Source organism: Terrabacter sp. Ter38 (assembly GCF_024519435.1).
Taxonomy (GTDB): domain Bacteria; phylum Actinomycetota; class Actinomycetes; order Actinomycetales; family Dermatophilaceae; genus Terrabacter.
In genome coordinates this window covers 104836-125232 of record NZ_JALJRZ010000004.1, presented here as the reverse complement: position 1 = coordinate 125232, position 20397 = coordinate 104836, and the positions used below count along the sequence as shown (strand labels likewise).

Genomic DNA, 20397 nt, shown 5'->3' with positions numbered 1-20397 from the left:
GCGAGGCGTGCGCACGATCTGAACGACCTGGCGTCGAGCGCATGACCTCGGCCGGACGCCTCCCCGCGAGCCGCGAGTACCGCCGCATCCTCGTCGGGCTCGGTTCTGCCGGCATCGCGACGTTCGCGCACCTCTAGTCACCGCAGGGCTGCTGCCCACCTCGCACGCGGCCTCGAGGTCAGGCCCGCCGACGCGGCCCTGTCGGTCTCCCGGCCCGTCGCTCGGTTCGCCGACTGGCGGCTGCCAAGGGTGGGTATGGTGTGGTTGATCGCGCGTCGGGGGACGTGGCGCACAGGGGATACAGGGGCAGCACCATGGCGACAGCACACTCATCCGGCCACGGGCACGACGGCGATGACCGGGAGCTCATGGCTCCGCACGAGGTCGCCCGGATCTTCCGGGTCTCTCCGGCCACCATCACCCGGTGGGCGCGGGTGGGCCTGCTGGCCTCGACCCGGACGCCCGGCGGTCACCGGCGGTTCGAGCGCGCCAGCGTCATGGCGCACCTGGAGCGGCTCGTCCGCGAGGGTGACGCCGACCGCACCCGTAGCGCGGCCGGCGACGCCTGACCGCGCGCCGACACGGCACGCGCCGACACGGCACGCGCTGACACGGCACGCGCTGACACGGCATACGGCGGTCCGCCCACGGGTGTGGGAGGTGTCGGTCATGATGTGCGAGTCATGACGCGATGGACTTCCCAGCAGGTGGCCGGTCTGGCTCCCGACGCCTCGTCGCTGGCCGCTGCCCGGAGGCTCGCGCGCCCGGGGCCGTGGTCCGACACCGGCTCCACCGAGACGTTGCTCTGGGGCAAGTGCCAGGGGTCGGGCAAGACGCCCTACCAGGTGAGCATCGACCTCACGGCGCCGGCGTTCCGGTGCTCGTGCCCGAGCCGCAAGTTCCCGTGCAAGCACGGGCTCGCGCTCCTGATCCTCTGGGTCGACGGGTCGGGGTCGGTCGCCGAGGCGACCGAGGTGGCCGGGTTCGCCCAGGAGTGGGCAGCAGAGCGCTCGGCCCGGGCCGAGTCGAAGGCCGCGGGGGACGCCGCCCGCCCGCCGAGGACCCCCGACCCTGCAGCCGCGGCGAAGCGCCTCGAGGAGCGGCTCGCCCTCATGGACGACGGCATGGACGACTTCGCGCGGTGGCTCACCGACCTCGCGCGCAGCGGCACGGCAGCCGCCCGGCACCAGTCCTACGCGTGGTGGGACGGCACGGCCGCGCGCCTCGTCGACGCCCAGCTGCCCGGACTCGCCGACGACGTGCGCTCGGTCGGCGGCGCCGTGACCGGTCGCCCCGACTGGGCCGAGCGGCTGCTCGTCGCTCTCGGCCGATGGTGGACCGCCACCCGGGCCTGGTCGGGGCGCGAGTCCCTCGACGAGGCCCGGCTCGGCGACCTGCGCGCCTACCTCGGCTGGTCGACGAGCACCGAGTCGGTGCGCCGGGGCGACGCCGTGACCGACCGCTGGCTCGTCCTCGGCGCGCATCGCACGGACGACGGCCGCCTCCAGCAGCAGCGCACGTGGCTGCGCGGCAGCGCTACCGGCGAGACGGTGCAGGTGCTCGACTTCGCGGCCGGGGGCCAGGTGCTGCCGGTCGCGCGCATCGTCGGCTCCGGCCTCGACGCGACGCTCGCACGCTATCCGGGTGCCGCCGTGCGGCGGGCCCTCTTCGTCCACGAGCCCACCGTCTCCGACGGCGACGTGCGTATGCCGTCCGGTGCGTCCCTCGAGGACGCGCGGTCGGCCGCGGCCGAGACCTGGGGGCGCAACCCGTGGGCGCGCCGCATCCCCGTCGTCCTGTCCGACGTGCGCGTCGGCGTCGACCGGGTCGTCGACGCGGACGGTGCGAGCGTCCCCCTGACCGACGACGCCGACGTGTGGTCGCTGCTCGCCCTGACCGGCGGAGAGCCGGCACGCCTCTTCGGCGAGCTCGAGGAGACCCGCCTGCGGCCGCTCACCGTCGTGCTCGACGGCGAGGTGGTCGGACTGTGAGCGACCTCGACACGTGGTGGCGCGACATCGGCAACGCCGCGCTGCTGGGCACGGCGCGCCGGCCGGTGCCCCCGCTGCCCGACCTCGGGAGCGCCGGCGTCCTGGGACGTTCCGGCGAGTCCTCCCGCGAGGAGGCCCTCCTCGACGCCGCGGCGCTGGGCGGAGCGGCCGTCCGCGCGGGACGGCGCCTCGACCACACCGAGCCACCGGGAGCCGCCCCCGACGACCACCGCCCCGTCGCTCCGCGGCGGGCCGTCCAGCTGCTCGAGCTCGTCATGACCCAGCCCCCGGCCGGGGCCCAGCAGCGCAGCGCCCTGCTCGCGCACTGGTTGGGTGCCGCCGACGACGCCGACTGCCGGGTGCCGCACGCCCTGCTGCCGACGGTGATCGCGCTCGCCACCGGGGCGCGCGAGCTGCGACGCCCGGCGGCCGCGGTGCTCGACGAACGGGGACGATGGCTGGCCGGGCTGCGCGACGAGTGGTCGTGGGTCGCCGACGCCTCCGCCGGCGCCGAGGCGCGCACCGCCTCGCGCACCACCGGCACCGCGCCGCACGCCGACGACTGGGCCAGGCTGCCCTCGACCGACCGGGTCTCCGTGCTCGCGGGTGTCCGGGCCCACGACCCGGCTGCTGCACGCGACCTCGTCCGCGCCACCTGGGCCACCGACGCGGCACGCGATCGTCGGGCACACCTCGACGCGCTGCGCATCGCCCTCGGCCCCGACGACGAGCCACTGCTCGAGGACGCCCTCGACGACCGGGCCGCCAGCGTCCGCGAGCTGGCGGCCGAGCTGCTCGACGCCCTGCCGGGCTCGGCCCGGGCCGCCCGCATGGCCGCACTGTTGCGACCGCTCGTGCGGCGCAGTGGCCTGCTCGGTCGCGCCGTCGAGGTGACCCTGCCCGACGAGCCCGACCCCGACGCCGTGCGCGACGGCCTCGGCAAGCCCCCGCCGCGCCGCTCCGCCCGTGGGTGGTGGCTCGAGCAGCTCTGCGCCGGCGCCCCGCTGGAGCTCTGGGCCGAGCTGACCGGAGCCGGTCCGGTGGCAACGGTCAAGCGCCTCACCGACGCGCACGCGACGGACGCCCTGGCCGGCATACGCCGTGCCGCGCGAGTCCGACGCGACCCCGAGTGGGCGGCGGCCCTGCTCGACGGCGGCTGGGACCCGACGCTCGTGCCCGCCCTCCCGCGCGAGCTGCGGGAGCGGGCCGTGCTGCGGCGCGTCGACGCGACGAACACCAAGCCGCACCACGCGGCCGCCGTCATCGCGGCCGTCGAGCCCCCGTGGTCGGCGGACTACAGCGTCGCGCTCGTGTCCCGGCTGCGCGCCGCACCCCAGGGCTCGGCGATCGTCGTGGCGACGTTGCCCTACCTCGTCGCCGGGCTGCACCCCGCCGCGCTCGACGCGGTCGAGCGCTGGCTCGAGTCCACCGGCGCCGACCACACGCTGACGACCAACCTGCGCAACCTGCTCCAGTTCCACTCCGTCAAGCGATCGATCACCGAGGCCTTCAGATGAGCGAATCACTCTCTCCCACCACGGTCCTGCGCGCCCACGCCGAGGACGCATATGCCGCCGAGCTGGCCGCCCTCGCCGCCTCCGACGACCGACCCCGCCCACCGCGCTGGCGGCTGTCACCGTGGGCCGTCACGACCTATCTCCTCGGCGGCACGCTCGACGACGGCACCGAGATCACGCCGAAATACCTCGGGTCACGACGGCTCATGGAGGTCGCCGTCGCCTCCCTGGCCACCGACCGGGCCCTGCTGCTCCTCGGCGTCCCGGGCACGGCCAAGACGTGGGTCAGCGAGCACCTCGCGGCCGCCGTCAGCGGCTCGTCGACCCTCATCGTCCAGGGCACGGCCGGCACGCCCGAGGAGTCGCTGCGCTACGGCTGGAACTACGCGCGGCTGCTCGCCGAGGGGCCGACGCGCGGCGCGCTCGTGCCGAGCCCGGTCATGCGAGCCATGGAGACCGGCACCCTCGTGCGCATCGAGGAGCTGACGCGCATCCCGGCCGACGTCCAGGACGCCCTCATCACGATCCTGTCGGAGAAGCACCTGCCGATCCCCGAGCTCGACTCGGAGGTGCAGGCGCAGCAGGGCTTCAACGTCATCGCCACCGCCAACAACCGCGACAAGGGGGTCAACGACCTCTCGTCGGCCCTCAAGCGCCGCTTCAACACCCTCGTGCTGCCCCTGCCCGACACCCTGGCGCAGGAGGTCGAGATCGTCCGCACCCGGGTCGACTCGCTCGGCCGCTCGCTCGAGCTGCCGCCCGGCCTCGAGTCCCTCGCCGAGATCGAGCGCGTCGTCACGATCTTCCGCGAGCTGCGCTCGGGGGTCACCGCGGACCAGCGGACCACGGTCAAGTCGCCGTCGGCGACCCTGTCGACCGCCGAGGCCATCTCCGTCATGACCAACGGGCTGTCGCTCGCGGCCCACTTCGGCGACGGCGTCGTCCGGGCCGACGACGTCGCGGCCGGCCTCGTCGGTGCGGTCGTCAAGGACCCCGTCCAGGACCGCATCGTGTGGCAGGAGTACCTCGAGACCGTCGTCAAGGACCGGTCGGAGTGGACCGACCTCTACCGCGCGTGCCGCGAGCTCGGCTGAGCCCATGAGCGTTCCAGGGGTGGACGTGCGGGTCGAGGTGCTCGGCGTCCGGCACCACGGCCCGGGCTCCGCGCGGTCCGTCGGCCGCGCCCTCGACGAACTGCTGCCCGACGTCGTCGTCATCGAAGGGCCCCCCGAGCTCGACGCGCTCGTCCCGCTCGCCGCAGACGCCGACCTCGTGCCGCCCGTGGCCGGTCTCGTCTACGCCGTCGACGAGCCGAGGCGGGCGGCGTTCTACCCGTTCGCCGTCTTCTCCCCGGAGTGGGTGGCGCTGCGGTGGGCCCTCGAGCACGGGGTCGACGTGCGCTTCGCCGACCTGCCCGCCACGCACCACCTCGCCGGCGGCGACTCCGAGGACGCTCCGCGTCGTCCGGGCCGGCGCCTCGACCCCATCTCGGCCCTCGCGTCGGCAGCCGGCTACGACGACCCCGAGCGCTGGTGGGAGGACGCCGTCGAGCACCGGCGCACGTCGTCCCTCGCCCACTTCGCCCACCTCCGCGAAGCGATGGAGGGAGTCCGCGTCGACCTCGAGGTCGACGACGACGCGCGCCGAGAAGCCTTCATGCGCAGAGTGATCCGCGCCGAGATGCGTGGCGGACGCGAGCGCGTCGCCGTCGTGTGCGGTGCCTACCACGCCCCGGCCCTCGACCCCGCATCCTTCCCGCCGGTGAGCCGTGACACCGCGCTCATGAGCAAGCTGCCGAAGGTCAAGGTCGCCGCCACGTGGGCGCCGTGGAGCTCCGAGCGCCTGTCGTATGCCAGTGGCTACGGCGCAGGGGTCCGCTCGCCCGGCTGGTACCACCACCTCTTCGTCACCCCCGACGACGAGGTCGTGCCGTCGTGGTTCGTCCGCGTCGCACGGGCCCTGCGCGGCGAGGACCTCGATGCCTCGACCGCCTCGGTCGTCGAGGCGACCCGTCTCGCGGCCGCGCTCGCCGCCGTACGGGGCCGGCCCTCGGTCGGGCTCGCCGAGCTGACCGATGCCGCACGGGCAGTCCTCACGGAGGGCTCCGACCTTCCCCTGCGGCTCGTCGACCGCACGCTCGTCATCGGTGAGCTGCTCGGCAGAGTGCCCGAGTCGACCCCGACGGTGCCGCTGGCCGGGGACCTCGCGAAGCAGCAGAAGACCTTGCGGCTCAAGGCGTCCGCGACCTCGACGGTCGTGCGGCTCGACCTGCGCCGCGAGTCCCAGCTCGCCCGGTCCGTGCTGCTGCACCGACTCGCCGTCCTCGACGTCCCGTGGGGCACGCAGGTCGACGCCGGCCGCACGACGGGCACCTTCAAGGAGGCGTGGGAGCTCGAGTGGACACCCGAGCTCGCCGTCGCCGTCATCGAGGCGAGCCTCCACGGCACGACGGTCCGCAGCGCCGCCGAGTCCCGCATCGCGGAGGAGGCGCGGGAGGCGGCCGACCTCCGCGTCCTCGGAAGGCTCATCGAGGAGTGCCTCCTCGCCGACCTGCCCGAGGGACTGCGCGCCGTCGTGGCCGCGCTGGCCGAGCGCACGGCCCGCCAGCACGACACCCAGGCCCTGCTCGAGACCGTCGAGCCGCTCGCGCGGACGTGCCGCTACGGCGACGTGCGCGGAGTCGACGTCGCCGACGTGGCGCGCGTGCTCCAGACCGTCGTCGTGCGCGCGTCCGTCGGGCTCCGCGCCGCGTGCTCGAGCCTCGACGACGACAGCGCGGCCGCCATGCGTGCCGCCCTCGAGGCGGCCCACCGCGGTGTGGCGCTCGTCGACCGCGACGACCTGCGCGACCCGTGGACCGAGGCGCTCGTGACCGTCGGTCGCGACGAGGCCATCCACGGCGCCGTCGCCGGACGCGTCAACCGGCTGCTGCTCGACGGCGGGCACCTCGCGCACGACGAGGCGGCCGCGCGCCTGAGCCGCCGGCTCTCCCCCGGCACCCCGGCCCCTGCTGCCGCGGCCTGGCTCGACGGCTTCCTCACCGGCGAGGCCCTGCTCCTCGTCCACGGCGACGACCTGCTCTCGATCATCGACGAGTGGCTCGTCGGCGCGTCCGAGGAGGCCTTCGAGGACCTCCTGCCGCTCGTGCGCCGCACGTTCTCGCGCTACCAGCCCGCCGAACGCCGCCTCATCGGGACGCACCTGCGCGACCTCGCCAGCGGCACGCGTACGACCCCGTCGTCGACCGACTCGCTCGACCTCGACCGGGCGGCACCCGCGATCGCCGAGGTCGCCCGGCTGCTGGGGATGGAGGTGGCCTCATGACCGACCGCGACCGGCTCACCCGCTGGCGCCTCGTCCTCGGCGGCGACCAGTCCGACGGCATCGGCGAGGGTGCGAGCCTCGATGCCGACGACCTCAAGCGCGACGAGGCGTTGCGCGAGCTCTACGACGGCGAGCGCCGCAGCGGTCTGGGGGCATCGGCGCCACGCGTCGCGCGATGGCTCGGCGACATCCGTGGCTACTTCCCGTCGTCGGTCGTGCAGGTCATGCAGCACGACGCGATGGACCGCCTCGGCCTGACCCAGCTGCTCCTCGAGCCCGAGCTGATGGAGGCCGTGCAGCCCGACGTCAACCTCGTCACGACGCTCGTCGGGCTGGGCCGCGTCATCCCCGAGCGGTCGCGCGCCACGGCGCGGGCGGTGGTCCGCGTCGTCACCGACGAGCTCGAGGAGCGGCTCCGCTCCGAGACGGTGCAGGCCGTCTCCGGCGCGCTCAACCGGGCGTCACGCACCCGGCGCCCGAAGGCTTCCGACATCGACTGGAACCGCACCATCGCGGCCAACCTCAAGCACTACCAGCCCGAGCACGGCACCGTCGTGCCCGAGCGGCTCGTCGGTCACGCCCGGCGGGCACACCGGGTCGAGCGGCGGATCATCCTCTGCATCGACCAGTCCGGCTCGATGGCCGAGTCCGTCGTCTACTCCAGCGTCTTCGGTGCGGTGCTCGCCTCGCTCCGCTCGGTCGAGACCCGCCTCGTCGTCTTCGACACCGCCGTCGTCGACCTCACCGACGTGCTCGACGACCCCGTCGACGTGCTCTTCGGCGTGCAGCTCGGCGGAGGCACCGACATCAACCAGGCGCTCGCCTACTGCGAGGGCCTGATCGAGCAGCCGGGTGAGACGATCCTCGTGCTCATCAGCGACCTCTACGAGGGCGGAGTCGCCGAGGAGATGGTCCGACGCGCATCCTCGATCGTCGCGTCCGGCGCGACGATGGTCGCCCTGCTCGCCCTCAGCGACTCGGGGCGCCCGAGCTTCGACGCCGACCACGCCTCGGCCCTCGCCGCCGTCGGGGTGCCGGCCTTCGCGTGCACCCCGGACCAGTTCCCCGACCTCATGGCGACGGCCATCGAGAAGCGCGACATCACCGCTTGGGCCGCGGCCAACGACATCGTCACCACCCACGAGCCCGAGCGGGCTACCTGAGGGCCGCGACGGCCTCGATCTCCACGAGCTGGTCGGGGTAACCGAGGACGGTGACGCCGTGCAGGGTGCTGGGCACCTCGTGCTCGCCGAAGGCGTCGTGGACGACGGTCCACGCCGCCACGAGATCCTCCCGCACGGTCGTCGCCACGAGGACGCGCGTGTAGGCGACGTCCGCCAGTGTCCCGCCGGCCGCGTCGAGGGCGGTCACGAGGTTGGCCACACACTGCCGGGCCTGACCTGCGATGTCGCCGGGTGCCACGGTCGCGCCGGACTCGTCGAGGGGACAGGCTCCCGCCGTGAAGAGGAGCCGGGCGTTGGCCTCGGTCGTCGCGGCATACGCGTAGGGCGCGGTGTCGGTGAGCGCGGCGGCCCTGATGAGGCGTACGGCGCTGGTGGGTCGGCTCATGCCCAGGACGGTAGCGGGAGGGCCGGTGGCTCGGGACGCGGAGCACGGCCCTGGCCCCGGGGCGTAGCGTTCGAGGATGCGTAGCTTCCCGGTGACCGACGCGATCCGCTCCTACGCCGTCGCCCACGGCACCTGGCGTCCCGATCCCGTGATCCAGGGGCTCCAGGCGGAGACGGCCGGGCTCGGGGACGCCGCCGGGATGCAGATCGGCGACGACCAGGGGCAGCTGCTCACCCTGCTCGCCCGGCTCGTCGGCGCCCGCCGGGCCGTCGAGGTGGGGACGTTCACCGGCTACTCGAGCCTGTGCATCGCCCGGGGCCTGGCCGAGGGAGGTTCCCTGCTGTGTTGCGACGTCAGCGCGGAGTGGACCGAGATCGGTCGACGGGCGTGGGCCTCCGCCGGCCTCGATGACCGGATCGAGCTGCGTATCGCGCCGGCCCTGGACACCCTGCGGGCACTGCCCACGGCGGCGGACATCGACCTCGTCTTCATCGATGCGGACAAGCCGGCGTATGCCGCCTACTGGGCCGAGCTGGTGCCGCGGGTTCGCCCTGGGGGGCTCTTGCTCGCGGACAACGTCCTGTGGAGCGGTCGGATCACCGATCCCGAGATCGACGACGCGAACACCGTCGCGTTGCGCGCCTTCAACGACCTGGTGGTCTCCGACGATCGCGTCGAGACCGTCGTCCTGACCGCCTTCGATGGACTGACCATCGCCCGGAAGCGGTGACCTCGGCGCGTGAGGGCCTGACCACACACGACGGCTCGAGCAGGCGCGTCAGGACGTCACAGGTCGGACGAAGCACGATCGGCAGCGGGCCTCGTAGGTGAAGGTGCCGTCGTCCGGCAGCGCCTCGGACCCGCCGAGGCTGTCGAGGAAGGGCTCACCCGCGCGGAGGACCTGCGTGTGCGTGGCGCTGAAGTCCCGGCACCGGTCGCACACGGCACGGCGGTAGGTCACGGTGTCGGGCCCGAGCTCGAGCAGCGCCCGGACGGGGGCGAAGAGCTCACCACGGTGGTCGAGGTCGATGCCGGCGACGACGACACGGGTGCCGCGACGCAGCAGCTGGTCGACGACCCCGACGTCGTCGAGGTCGAACATGTGGACCTCGTCGACGGCCACGACGTCGAGCTGCTCGTCGAGGGCCTCGTGCAGACTGCTGACCTTCGTCGTCGCGAGCACACCACCGCTGCGGGACGTGACGCCGCTGTCACGGACGTGCCGCTCCGACTGGTAGACGCGGTGGCGCACGCGCGTGAACTGCAGCGGTGACAGCAGCGAGATGAGTGCCAGGCTCTTGCCCGACTTCATCGGCCCGAGGACGACGTCGAGCGACACCTCGGACGCGGTGCGGACGGCCTGCCTGACGTCGTCGATCGTGGTCACGGGCGAGAACGCTATCGGCCCCCGGTGTCAGTCGGTGGCAGCGCCTCGCACCCGGGTCATCGGCCGTAGCCGTTGGCGCCTCGGATGACGTTCTCGGTGCACGCGTCGACGATGCCCGACGTCGTCACCTGCCCGACGAGCTCCTTGGCGTGACCGGCGGCCCGGGCCTCCGCGCCGATGAGCCAGCACAGCGTCGGGTCGGTCTCGGGGGACGGGACGGACGCGTTGACTGTCGCAAACTGCGACTGGAGCATCTGGAACTGCTCGTCCTGGTGGTTGACGAACCACAGCCAGCCGATGGTGTTGGCGACGACGAGCAGGAGCACGAGGCCCACGCTCACGGGGCGACCCACTGAGCGCTCCACGCCGCTGAGAGGCGAGTCCGGACCGCGCTGCCCCGGCTGCCCGAGCACGTCCGGCGCCTCAGCCCGCGTCGCGCTCGTCACCGTCTCGTCCATGCGACTGCCCCTGTCACCCGTGGCGCTCCCCTGCGCCGGTGAGGGAAACGTACTCCTGCTGCCACGCCGGAGGTACGCCGTCGCCCCAGAAGAACGCGTCCGTCTCAGGAGTGCGCAGTGCACCGCGCACCTCCGGGGGCGAGGTGCGCCTCTGCGGCGAAGACCCACCTCGCCCGCCGGGAAAGCAGTCGCCACGGACGCCGCTCACCCCCTAGCGTGCGCGCATGCCGATGCACGAGGACGAGGTCCGCGCGACTCCCGAGCTGGTCGGGCGGCTGGTCGCCGAGCAGTGCCCGCAATGGGACGGGTTGCCCGTGACGGCACTCCCCAAGGACGTCGAGGGCACCGACAACGTGCTCTTCCGGCTCGGCGACGCGCTCGTCGTGCGGATGCCCAAGGTCGAGTGGGCCGCGCAGCAGGCGGACTCCGATGCCCGGTGGCTCCCTCGCCTCGCACCGCACCTGCCCGTCAGCGTGCCGGTCCCCGTCCACCTCGGACGCCCGTCCGACGACTACCCCTGGGCGTGGTCGGTCGTCCCCTGGGTCGACGGCACGACCCCGCCGCGCCTCGGCTCAGACGACGTCCCGCTCGCCCGCGACCTCGCGACCTTCGCCCTGCGCCTGCGCGCGGCCGATGCCACGGGCGGCCCCACCAAGCCAGCCGGCTCGCGCGGCACCCCGCTCAGCCACGTCGACGCCTCGGCGCGCAGCGGGATCGAGCGCCTTCATGGCCACGACGACGGCCTCGACCTCGATGCCGCCGCGCGGGCTTGGGACACCTGCGTCGCCGCCCCGGACTGGACCGGCGACCCGGTCTGGTTCCACGGTGACCTCCAGCCGGGCAACCTCGTCGTCGATGACGGCCGTCTCGCCGCCGTCATCGACTGGGGCGCCCTGGGTGTCGGCGACCCGGCGCCCGACGTCGCCGCCGCCCTGTGGACCTTCACCGGCGACGCCCGAGCGCTCTACCGCGAGGCCGTCTGCCCCGACGACGCCACGTGGCTCCGGGCCTGCGGCTGGGCGCTCGCGCCGTCGCTCACCGGCATCGACTACTACCGCCACACCTTCCCGCGGATGGCCGAGCACGGCCGCCGCATGGTGCGAGCCGTCGTCGCGGAGCTGACCTGACGCGTCACTGTGGCGGGATTGTGGGGGTGGCGTGGGGGTGGCGTGGGCCCGCCGTGGCTGGGACCGCGCGCTTCGTCGGCCGACGCTGGAGGGGACCGCTCGTCCTCGTCGAAAGGCACCACCGTGAGCAGCACGACCTTCAGCACCACCCCGACCTCCGACCTTCCGTGGGTCCACGAGATGGTCATCATCCACCGCGCCTTCCGCCGCGAGACGCGCCTGCTGCCGGGACTCGTCCGTCAGGTCGCGGACGGCGACGGGGCGCGGGCCAGGAGCCTCGCCGAGGCGCTGCGCCTCGTGCTCGCCGGCCTCGAGATGCACCACACCAGTGAGGACGCCGTACTGTGGCCGGCGCTGCTCGAACGGGCCGCACCGTCCACCGGTCTCGTCGAGACGATGCAGGCCCAGCACCACGGGATCGAGGACCACCTCGAGCGCGTGGTGCACCTGCTGCCCGCCTGGGAGGCCGCGCCGACCCGAGAGCGCGGCGTCGAGCTGGCCGACGTCCTCGAACGGTTCGCCGCCGACCTCGCCGAGCACCTCGACCTCGAGGAGCGCGAGATCCTGCCACTGTGCCTGCGGTATGTCACCGTTGCAGAGTGGGACAGCCTCGGGCAGCACGGAATGGAGGCGATGACCCGACCACAACTGCCGTTGCTCTTCGGTGCGCTGCTCGAGGAGTGCTCGCCCGAGGAGCGCCGGGCGATGCTCGCGAAGCTGCCCCTTCCGGCTCGTGTCCTCGTGCGGACCCTCGGCGCACGGCAGTACCGACGCTTTGTCAGCCGCGTCCGCGAAGGCTGAGGTCCGTGTCGCCGGGGGAGGCGATGTCGGCCACGACAGCGGCCGCGAAACGGGCCACCTCCTCCTGCGTCGCCGTCCGACCCGCATCCCACGCGGCGGTGAACTCGTCGGAACCCAGCTGCGTCCGGGCGACCGCCAGCCCGGACTCCGCGCCGGCGCGCGAGGGCGGGTAGTGCGGGTCCACCGAGGTCGTGTCACCGAGTGTCGCCGCCGCGCCGAAGAGGTGGGCCGCGGCCACGGGGCGGCCCGACCGCGCCGCCACCCCGGCGAGCTCGGGGACCGCGTAGCCGAGCGTCCAGCCGAGTCGTAGCGGGAACGACACGGCGAGGGACTCGCCGAGGAGGGCCGCGGCCCCGGCGTCGTCCCCGGCAACCTGGCGTGCCGTCGCGAGCGTGTTGAGCGAGGTGGCGAGCCCGAACTCGTTGCCCAGCGCCCTTGCCGCCGTCACCGCCTCCGCGAGCAGTCGCGTCGCACCCTCGGCGTCGCCCGCGAGCAGCAGGCCCTGTCCGCGCCCGACCTGCACGTGCAGCCGCGCCCAGCGGAGGGGGTCGACCGGGTGGGCCTCCTCGACGCCCAGATCCTCAGCGCGGGCCTCCGCCAGGGCCAGGAGCCTTTCCCCTGCGGCGAGGTCGCCGGCGAAGAGCGCACCAAGCCCACTGAGCAGGGAGGCCTCCACGACAAGGAGCGTGTCGCCGGCCCGCTCGGACAGCCGGATCGCCAGGTCGCCGAGCATGCGAAGGCCGTCGACGTCCCCGACGACGAGCATCAGTCCCATGCGGCCGACCGCTGACCAGGCCACCGCCGTCGAGCTGCCGGTGCCGTGAACGCGCTCGAGCCACTCGTGGCCCTCGCGCACGCGACCGCGCATCGCGAAGTACGGCCAGAGGCCTCCGGCGAGGTCGGCGGCCTCTGACACCCGGCCGAGCTCGAGGAGCCGGAGCAGTCCCGACCTCAGGTTGCCGCGCTCGGCCTCGACGCGGTCGAGCACCGGTCCGATGCCGGCCGACCACAGGCGTCGGTGCGCGTCCACGGCCACCTGCCGGGCGTACGCGGCGTGGGCGTCGGCCGCCGGCAGCGCCAGACCCGCGGCGTGCGCCTGCGTGATCGCGTGCTGCCGAACCGGCTCGAGGAGGCGGAATCGGGGGACGCCGTCCGGCGAGGGCGCCGGCAGCACGAGTGCCTGCTCGACGAGCGCGGCGACGCGGGGCAACACGTCGTCGGAGCCGACGGTCGTAAGTGGCTCCAGGATCGGCTCCACGGCTGCGAGCCAGTCGAGCGAGAAGCCGCCGGAGAACACGGCAGCGCGCAGGAACAGGTCGCGCTGTCCGGCCTCCAGCAGTCCGACACTCCCGGCGATCACGGTCGCCATGCTGCGCTGCCGTTCGGGCAGGTCGCGCGGGCCGCCGACGCCCACGTCGATGGTGCCTGCCTCCAGCCGTGACAGCAGCGCGTCGGGCTGCAGGACGCGCGCCGCCGCCGCGGCCAGCTCGATGGCGAGCGGGAGCCCGTCGAGGCGTCGCGCGATGGCTGTGAGTGTGGCGGCCCCGGCAGCGCCGTCGAGCACCTGACCGCCAACGGCCGAAGCGCGGTCGAGGAACATCGCGACGGCAGGGGAGGCGGCCACGGCGGTCATGGCGTCGGGCCCGTCATCGAGGGCGGGCAGAGCCAACGGCGCCACGGGCACCTCCTGCTCGGCGCGGACCCGCAGCGGAGCGCGACTGGTGGCGAGCACCGTGAGCCCCGGCGCGAGCCCGAGGAGCTCGGCCACGCGAGGCCCGCACGCGAAGACCTGCTCGAGGTTGTCGAGGACGAGCAGCACCCGACGATCTGCGAGGTGGCCCGCGACCCGCTCCACGAGGTGGACGGTCCCGGTCGGTTCCTCGATCACCCCGAGCGCCGCCGCGACCTGTGGCAGCACCTCGTCCGGCTCGCGCACAGCCGCGAGGTCGAGCAGCCGGACGCCGCCGGGAAAGGCGTCGCGGACCCGCACCGCGGCCTCCGTCGCGAGACGGGTCTTCCCGACGCCGCCCGGTCCGGTGAGCGTGATGAACCGCGCGCCGCGCGCGGTCAGAAGGTCCGTGAGACGCGTCAGGTCATCGTCGCGACCGAAGAGCGACGTCAGTCCCGACCCCGCAAAGGCGCCACCCACTGCTGTAGACCAGCCCTCGGGCTCAAGCGGCCCCGACGGCCCTGATGGCGCCGACGGCCCTGATGGCCCCGACGGCCCCGCCCGGCGCGGGACCGATGCCACGAGCGCAGAGCGTTCCACGTCGCCGAGGAGAAGCGCGTCGGCCAGCGCCCGGACCGTGTGCGGATGCGGGCGCAGGCGCTCGCCGCGCTCGAGCGCCCCGATCGCCTTGACGCTGAGGCCGGATCGCTCCGACAGCTCCTCCTGCGTCAGCGACCTGGCCTCGCGCAAGGCGCGGAGCCGCGTACCGAACGCGCCGACGGCCGAGCTCCCCTCCACGAGCCGACGGTAGCGCGCCGGCCAGCCGCCCACGGGTGAACGACTGGCCTGTCTACTCGCCGGTCACCGGGCAGGCGTGGAAGGCTGCAGGGTGCGACACCACCCCCGTCTGAAGGAGCACCGATGATCTCGCGCATCGCCATCGTGAACCGCGGCGAGGCCGCCATGCGGCTCATCCACGCGGTGCGGGACCTCAACGCCGCCGCGGGTCGCGACGGCCACCGCATCGAGACGATCGCGCTGCACACCGAGGGCGAGCGGCGGGCCATGTTCGTGCGCGAGAGCGACCACGCATACGACCTCGGGCCGGCCTCGGCGCGGCCCTACCTCGACCACGCCGTCCTCGAGCGTGCCCTGCGCGAGACGAACGCCGACGCGGCCTGGGTCGGCTGGGGCTTCGTCGCCGAGGACCCCGCCTTCGCCGAGCTGTGCGGACGCATCGGTGTCACCTTCATCGGCCCGAGCCCCGACGCCATGCGCAAGCTCGGCGACAAGATCGGCAGCAAGCTCATCGCCGAGGAGGTCGGCGTCCCCGTCGCGCCGTGGAGCCGCGGCGGCGTCGACACCCTCGAGGACGCGAAGGCCGCGGCGGCACGCATCGGCTACCCCCTCATGCTCAAGGCGACCGCCGGAGGTGGTGGCCGCGGCATCCGCCGCGTCGACTCCGACGCCGACCTCACCGACGCGTACGAGCGCACCCGCGACGAGGCCCAGCGCGCGTTCGGCTCGGGCGTCGTCTTCCTCGAGAAGCTCGTCACCGGCGCCCGCCACATCGAGGTCCAGGTCATCGCCGACGGCCAGGGCTCCGCGTGGGCGGTGGGCGTGCGCGACTGCTCGGTGCAGCGCCGCAACCAGAAGGTCATCGAGGAGTCCGCCTCTCCCGTCCTGGGCCCCGAGCAGGAGGACGAGGTCCGCGCGAGCGCCGAGCGGCTCGCCATCGCCGTCGGCTACGCCGGCGCGGGGACCGTCGAGTTCCTCTACCACCCGGGCGAGCGCTTCTTCGCCTTCCTCGAGGTCAACACCCGCCTCCAGGTCGAGCACCCCATCACCGAGGTCGTCACCGACACCGACCTCGTCAAGCTCCAGATCCACGTCGCGAACGGCGGCCGTCTCGACGACCTGCCCGGTGGCCGCCCGTCGCAGCGCGGCCACGCGGTCGAGGCCCGCCTCAACGCCGAGGACCCCGACCGCGACTTCGCCCCGAGCCCCGGCCGCATCAGCCTGCTCCAGTTCCCGGCCGGTCCCGGCATCCGCGTCGACACCGGCGTCGGAGAGGGCGACTCGATCCCCGCCGACTTCGACTCGATGATCGCCAAGATCATCGCCCACGGCCGCGACCGCGACGAGGCCCTCGCCCGCCTGCGCCGCGCCATGGCCGAGACGACCGTCGTCATCGACGGCGGATCGACGAACAAGAGCTTCATCCTCGACCTGCTCGACCAGCCCGAGATCATCGACGGCTCGGCCGACACCGGCTGGATCGACCGGGTCCGCGCCGAGGGCCGCCTCGTCTCGCACCGCCACTCCGGTGTCGCGCTCGTCGCCGCCGGCATCGAGGCCTACGAGGACGCCGAGGCCATCGAGCGGGCCCGCCTGCTCGAGTCGGCCCGTGGGGGACGCCCGCAGGTGCAGCACACGGTCGGCCGCGCCATCGACCTCAAGCTGCGCGGCACGGCATACAAGGTCATGGTGCTGCGCACCGCGTCGCACCGCTACCGCGTCTCCATCACGAACGGCGGCGACGAGCACGTCGTCGACGCGACGCTCGACCGCATCGACGAGTATGCCGGCCGCATCGTCGTCGAGGGACGCGCGCACCGCCTCGTCACCGCCACCCACGGCCCCGTCCACCTCGTCGAGGTCGACGGCGTGACCCACCGCGTGTCCCGCGACGAGGGCGGCGTCGTGCGCTCGCCGGCGCCCGCGCTCGTCGTCGCGACCCCCGCGGCCGTAGGCGACGAGGTCGCGGCCGGTGCCCCGGTGCTCGTGCTCGAGTCGATGAAGATGGAGACGGTCCTCCCGGCTCCCTTCGCCGCGCGCGTGCGCGAGCTCCTCGTCTCCGTCGGCAGCCAGGTCGAGACCGGCGCACCGCTCGTTCGGCTCGAGCCCACCGGCGACGAGGCCGAGGTCGTCGAGGCCGCGGCCACCGAGACGGTCGACCTCGACCTGCCCGACTCGAACGCCGGGCAGGCGAGCGTGCGCGAGCGCGTCGACCGCGGTATCGAGGACCTTTCCGCGAGCGTCCTCGGCTTCGACGGCGACCCGAGTGGCGACCGCAGGGTGCTCGCCGGCTACCTCTCGGCGCGCGACCAGCTCGCCGCGGAGGGGACGATCCCGCTCGCCGAGGAGATCGCGGTCCTCGATCTGCTCACGGACTTCGCCGAGCTGAGCCGCAACCGCCCGGCCGCCGAGGAGCGCCACACCGAGCTGCTCGTCCACAGCCCCCGCGAGCACTTCCATTCCTACCTCCAGAGCCTCGACGTCGACCGGGCCGGTCTGTCGGCCGACTTCCGCGACAAGCTCGCCCGCGTCCTTCGCCACTACGGCGTCACCGACTTCGAGCGCACGCCCGACCTCGAGGAGGCGGTGTTCCGGGTCTTCCTCGCGCAGCAGCGCTCCGCGCCCGAGGTGCAGCTCGCGACGTCGTTCCTCCAGCGGTGGCTGGCCGAACCGATCCCGGCGGCGCCGCTCGACGGGGCCGCCCGTGACGCGCTCGACCGACTCGTCGTCGCGACGCAGCTGCGCTTCCCGGTCATCGGCGACCTCGCCCGCAGCGTCCGCTTCCGCTGGTTCGACCAGCCGCTCGTCGACGAGGACCGCCAGAGCGTCCTCTCCGGTGTCCGCGACAAGCTCGCGTCGCTCGCGGCCGAGCCCGACGCGCCGGACCACGCGGCGCGCATCGACGAGCTGGCCGCGATCCCCGAGCAGATCGTCCGGTTCCTCACGGAGCGTCTCCACGAGGAGGCGCCGGAGCGGCTGCCCGAGCACGAGCCGATGCTCGAGGTGCTCATCAAGCGGCACTACCGCGAGCACGAGCTGCACGGCCTGCGCACCTTCTCCGAGGGCGAGCGGCCCTTCGCCGTCGCCGACTACACGCTCGACGGGCGTCCGACGCACCTGACGTCGACGATCGGTGGGGTCGACGAGCTCGTGCCGGGCAGCCCGCTCGACGCGGCCGTCTCCAACGACGTGTGGTCACGCGCCACGGGGCTCCAGTCGGTCGTCGACCTCTACCTCCGCTGGCCGCAGGAGCCCGAGTCGCCGGACGCCGCGAGCGAGCAGCTCGCCGCGTTGATCCAGCAGCTGCCCTTCGCCCAGGACGTACGCCGGGTCGCCGTCGCCGTGAGCGCCGGCCAAGGGCGCCCCGTCGGCTACTTCACCTTCCGCCCCGTCGACGGCACGCTCGTCGAGGACCGTCTCGTTCGCGGCGTGCACCCCATGGTCGGGCGCCGCCTCAACCTGTGGCGTCTCACGTCCTTCGACGTGACGCGGCTCGAGGCCCCTGAGGACGTCCTGCTCTACGAGTGCGTCGCCAGGGACAACCCCGACGACCACCGCCTCGTCGCCCTGGCGCAGGTGCGCCAGATCGTCGTCGTGCGCGACGAGTCCGGCCAGGTCACCGGCCTGCCGCACGTCGAGCGGGCCATCGCCAACTGCCTCGAGGCGATCCGTCGGGTCCGAGCGAGCCGCGGCGCCAAGGGCTCCCGGCTCGACATGAACCACGTGTGGGTGCAGATCTGGCCGACGATCGAGGCCGACCTCGGCCAGCTGACGGCGCTCCAGAGCAAGATCGCCCCCGTCACCGCCGGCGCCGGCATCGAGGAGGTCCTCGTCCAGGCGCAGGTGGCCGGAGCACCCGGCGAGGCGCCCGCCCCGATCGCAGGCCGCTTCTTCTACCAGCCCGGCTCGGGCGTCACCGGCTCGCTCGGCGCCCCGCCCACCGAGCCACTCAAGCCGCTCGACGACTACGCCTCCAAGGTCGTCCGGGCCCGACGCCGGGGTCTCGTCTACCCCTACGAGCTCCAGTCGATGATCGCCGGCGACGGCGGCACCGTGGTCGAGCACGACCTCGACGACTCGGGCACGCTCGTGCCCGTCGACCGTCCGCAGGGCCTCAACAAGGCCGGCATCATCGTCGCCGTCGTCAGCACGCCGACGGTCCGCCACCCCGAGGGGGTGACGCGCGTCGTCCTCTCGGGCGACCCGCTCCGGTCGCTCGGCTCCGTGGCCGAGGCCGAGTGCGCCCGCGTCATCGCGGCCCTCGACCTCGCCGAGCGGATGCAGGTGCCGCTCGAGTGGTACTCCCTCTCCGCCGGTGCGCGCATCTCGATGGACTCCGGCACCGAGAACATGGACTGGGTCGCCCGTGCCCTCAAGCGCATCATCGAGTTCACCCAGGCAGGTGGCGAGATCAACATCGTCGTCGCCGGCATCAACGTCGGCGCCCAGCCCTACTGGAACGCCGAGGCGACGATGCTCATGCACACCAAGGGCATCCTCGTCATGACGCCCGACAGCGCCATGGTCCTCACCGGCAAGCAGTCGCTCGACTTCTCGGGCGGCGTCTCGGCCGAGGACAACTTCGGCATCGGCGGCTACGACCGCGTCATGGGCCCGAACGGCCAGGCGCAGTACTGGGCCAAGGACCTCGCCGGCGCCCGGGCCATCCTCATGGCGCACTACGAGCACGCCTACGTCAGCCCGGGCGAGTCCGGTCCGCGCCGGGTCACGACGAGCGACCCGTCCCACCGTGACGTGACGCTCTACCCCCACGAGCTGGCCGACTCCGGCTTCACGACGGTCGGCGACATCTTCAGCCCGCTCACCAACCCGGACCGCAAGAAGCCGTTCGACATCCGCACGCTCATGCGGGCCGTCAGCGACCAGGACCACGAGCCGCTCGAGCGTTGGGCCGGCATGGCCGACGCCGAGACCGCGGTCGTGCAGGACGCCCACCTCGGTGGCATTCCCGTGTGCCTCATCGGCATCGAGTCCAAGTCGGTCCCGCGCCGCGGCTTCCCGCCCACCGACGGCCCCGACACGTACACGGCCGGCACGCTCTTCCCGCGGTCGAGCAAGAAGGTGGCGCGCGCCATCAACGCGGCGAGCGGCAACCGCCCCGTCGTCGTCCTGGCGAACCTGTCGGGCTTCGACGGCTCGCCCGAGTCGATGCGCAGCCTCCAGCTCGAGTACGGCGCCGAGATCGGCAGGGCCATCGTCAACTTCGACGGCCCGATCGTCTTCACCGTCGTCTCCCGCTACCACGGCGGCGCGTTCGTCGTCTTCTCCAAGACGCTCAACCCGCGCATGACGGTACTGGCCATCGAGGGGTCGTTCGCCTCGGTGCTCGGTGGGGCGCCCGCCGCGGCCGTCGTGTTCTCGCGCGACGTCGACGCCCGTACGGCGTCCGACCCGCGCGTCACCGAGCTCGAGGGGCGGCTCGCGTCGACCACGGGCGTGGAGCGCGCCCGACTGGCCACCGAGCTCGCCGAGCTGCGCAGCTCGGTGCGCTCCGAGAAGCTCGGCCAGGTCGCGTCGGAGTTCGACACGGTGCACAGCATCCACCGCGCCGTCTCGGTCGGGTCGGTCGACGCCGTCATCGACGCCCACGACATGCGTCCGCGCATCATCGCCGCCATCGAGGCGGGCCTGCAGGGCTGACCGGGTGGGCGCGAGGTGTCCCACGCGCCCGCCACCGACACCCCGGGGAGCACGCGAGCAGCAGCACGCAAGAGTTCACCGACCGTGCCCGCACG

14 protein-coding genes are annotated in these 20397 nt (G+C 73.7%); 10 read left to right on the top strand and 4 right to left on the bottom strand.

Features of this window, described 5'->3' with window-relative positions; translation table 11 throughout:
• Positions 1-314: 314 nt before the first annotated feature.
• The 6 genes from NR112_RS10345 (at position 315) to NR112_RS10320 (ending at position 7995) form a co-directional block, all read left to right on the top strand.
• Positions 315-569, top strand: a complete 255-nt coding sequence (locus tag NR112_RS10345; RefSeq protein WP_256794071.1) for a MerR family DNA-binding transcriptional regulator — start codon at positions 315-317, stop codon at positions 567-569.
• A 114-nt stretch (positions 570-683) separates the two neighbouring features.
• A complete protein-coding gene (locus NR112_RS10340; RefSeq protein WP_256794069.1) occupies positions 684-1991 on the top strand; it encodes an SWIM zinc finger domain-containing protein in 1308 nt (435 codons plus the stop codon).
• The gene (locus NR112_RS10335) at positions 1988-3508 is read left to right on the top strand and encodes a DUF5691 domain-containing protein (protein WP_256794065.1); all 1521 of its coding nucleotides are present in this window, start codon (positions 1988-1990) and stop codon (positions 3506-3508) included. The genes NR112_RS10340 and NR112_RS10335 overlap by 4 nt, the downstream gene beginning before the upstream one ends.
• Positions 3505-4602: an AAA family ATPase gene (locus NR112_RS10330; protein WP_256794063.1), complete on the top strand. Its 1098-nt coding sequence runs from the start codon at positions 3505-3507 to the stop codon at positions 4600-4602. Before NR112_RS10335 ends, NR112_RS10330 begins: the two co-directional genes overlap by 4 nt.
• 4 nt (positions 4603-4606) lie before the next feature.
• Positions 4607-6832, top strand: coding sequence for a DUF5682 family protein (locus NR112_RS10325; protein WP_256794061.1), 2226 nt, complete (start codon positions 4607-4609; stop codon positions 6830-6832).
• Complete coding sequence (locus NR112_RS10320; RefSeq protein ID WP_256794059.1) at positions 6829-7995, top strand: VWA domain-containing protein; 1167 nt, start codon at positions 6829-6831, stop codon at positions 7993-7995. Before NR112_RS10325 ends, NR112_RS10320 begins: the two co-directional genes overlap by 4 nt.
• Here the strand turns inward: NR112_RS10320 and NR112_RS10315 are convergent.
• A complete protein-coding gene (locus tag NR112_RS10315) occupies positions 7988-8401 on the bottom strand; it encodes a RidA family protein (protein WP_256794057.1) in 414 nt (137 codons plus the stop codon). The genes NR112_RS10320 and NR112_RS10315 overlap by 8 nt on opposite strands.
• A gap of 76 nt (positions 8402-8477) precedes the next feature.
• Here NR112_RS10315 and NR112_RS10310 point away from each other — a divergent pair, with 76 nt between their 5' ends.
• On the top strand, positions 8478-9131 hold the full coding sequence (locus NR112_RS10310; RefSeq protein WP_256794055.1) for an O-methyltransferase: 654 nt from the start codon (positions 8478-8480) through the stop codon (positions 9129-9131).
• A gap of 48 nt (positions 9132-9179) precedes the next feature.
• Here the strand turns inward: NR112_RS10310 and NR112_RS10305 are convergent, their stop codons facing one another.
• Complete coding sequence (locus tag NR112_RS10305; RefSeq protein WP_256794052.1) at positions 9180-9788, bottom strand: thymidine kinase; 609 nt, start codon at positions 9786-9788, stop codon at positions 9180-9182.
• A 56-nt stretch (positions 9789-9844) separates the two neighbouring features.
• Positions 9845-10246, bottom strand: coding sequence for a hypothetical protein (locus NR112_RS10300; protein ID WP_256794051.1), 402 nt, complete (start codon positions 10244-10246; stop codon positions 9845-9847).
• Positions 10247-10470: 224 nt separating this feature from the next.
• On the opposite strand from NR112_RS10300, the gene NR112_RS10295 reads away from it, so the two are divergent.
• Both NR112_RS10295 and NR112_RS10290 read left to right on the top strand, forming a co-directional pair.
• Positions 10471-11373: an aminoglycoside phosphotransferase family protein gene (locus NR112_RS10295; protein ID WP_256794049.1), complete on the top strand. Its 903-nt coding sequence runs from the start codon at positions 10471-10473 to the stop codon at positions 11371-11373.
• A gap of 123 nt (positions 11374-11496) precedes the next feature.
• The gene (locus NR112_RS10290) at positions 11497-12174 is read left to right on the top strand and encodes a hemerythrin domain-containing protein (RefSeq protein ID WP_256794047.1); all 678 of its coding nucleotides are present in this window, start codon (positions 11497-11499) and stop codon (positions 12172-12174) included.
• On the opposite strand, the gene NR112_RS10285 is transcribed toward NR112_RS10290, so the two are convergent.
• The gene (locus tag NR112_RS10285; protein ID WP_256794045.1) at positions 12152-14641 is read right to left on the bottom strand and encodes a helix-turn-helix domain-containing protein; all 2490 of its coding nucleotides are present in this window, start codon (positions 14639-14641) and stop codon (positions 12152-12154) included. The genes NR112_RS10290 and NR112_RS10285 overlap by 23 nt on opposite strands.
• Positions 14642-14764: 123 nt before the next feature.
• On the opposite strand from NR112_RS10285, the gene NR112_RS10280 reads away from it, so the two are divergent.
• Entirely contained in the window at positions 14765-20302 is a 5538-nt protein-coding gene (locus NR112_RS10280; RefSeq protein ID WP_256794043.1) for a carboxyl transferase domain-containing protein, read from the top strand.
• Positions 20303-20397: the final 95 nt, after the last annotated feature.

Bases quoted from the DNA above. Each gene is read 5' to 3' on its own strand.
- NR112_RS10280 (WP_256794043.1), top strand. From the start codon at position 14,765: ATGATCTCGCGCATCGCCATCGTGAACCGCGGCGAGGCCGCCATGCGG.
- NR112_RS10325 (WP_256794061.1), top strand. From the start codon at position 4,607: ATGAGCGTTCCAGGGGTGGACGTGCGGGTCGAGGTGCTCGGCGTCCGG.
- NR112_RS10310 (WP_256794055.1), top strand. From the start codon at position 8,478: ATGCGTAGCTTCCCGGTGACCGACGCGATCCGCTCCTACGCCGTCGCC.
- NR112_RS10330 (WP_256794063.1), top strand. From the start codon at position 3,505: ATGAGCGAATCACTCTCTCCCACCACGGTCCTGCGCGCCCACGCCGAG.
- NR112_RS10320 (WP_256794059.1), top strand. From the start codon at position 6,829: ATGACCGACCGCGACCGGCTCACCCGCTGGCGCCTCGTCCTCGGCGGC.
- NR112_RS10340 (WP_256794069.1), top strand. From the start codon at position 684: ATGACGCGATGGACTTCCCAGCAGGTGGCCGGTCTGGCTCCCGACGCC.
- NR112_RS10300 (WP_256794051.1), bottom strand. From the start codon at position 10,246: ATGGACGAGACGGTGACGAGCGCGACGCGGGCTGAGGCGCCGGACGTG.
- NR112_RS10345 (WP_256794071.1), top strand. From the start codon at position 315: ATGGCGACAGCACACTCATCCGGCCACGGGCACGACGGCGATGACCGG.
- NR112_RS10295 (WP_256794049.1), top strand. From the start codon at position 10,471: ATGCCGATGCACGAGGACGAGGTCCGCGCGACTCCCGAGCTGGTCGGG.
- NR112_RS10315 (WP_256794057.1), bottom strand. From the start codon at position 8,401: ATGAGCCGACCCACCAGCGCCGTACGCCTCATCAGGGCCGCCGCGCTC.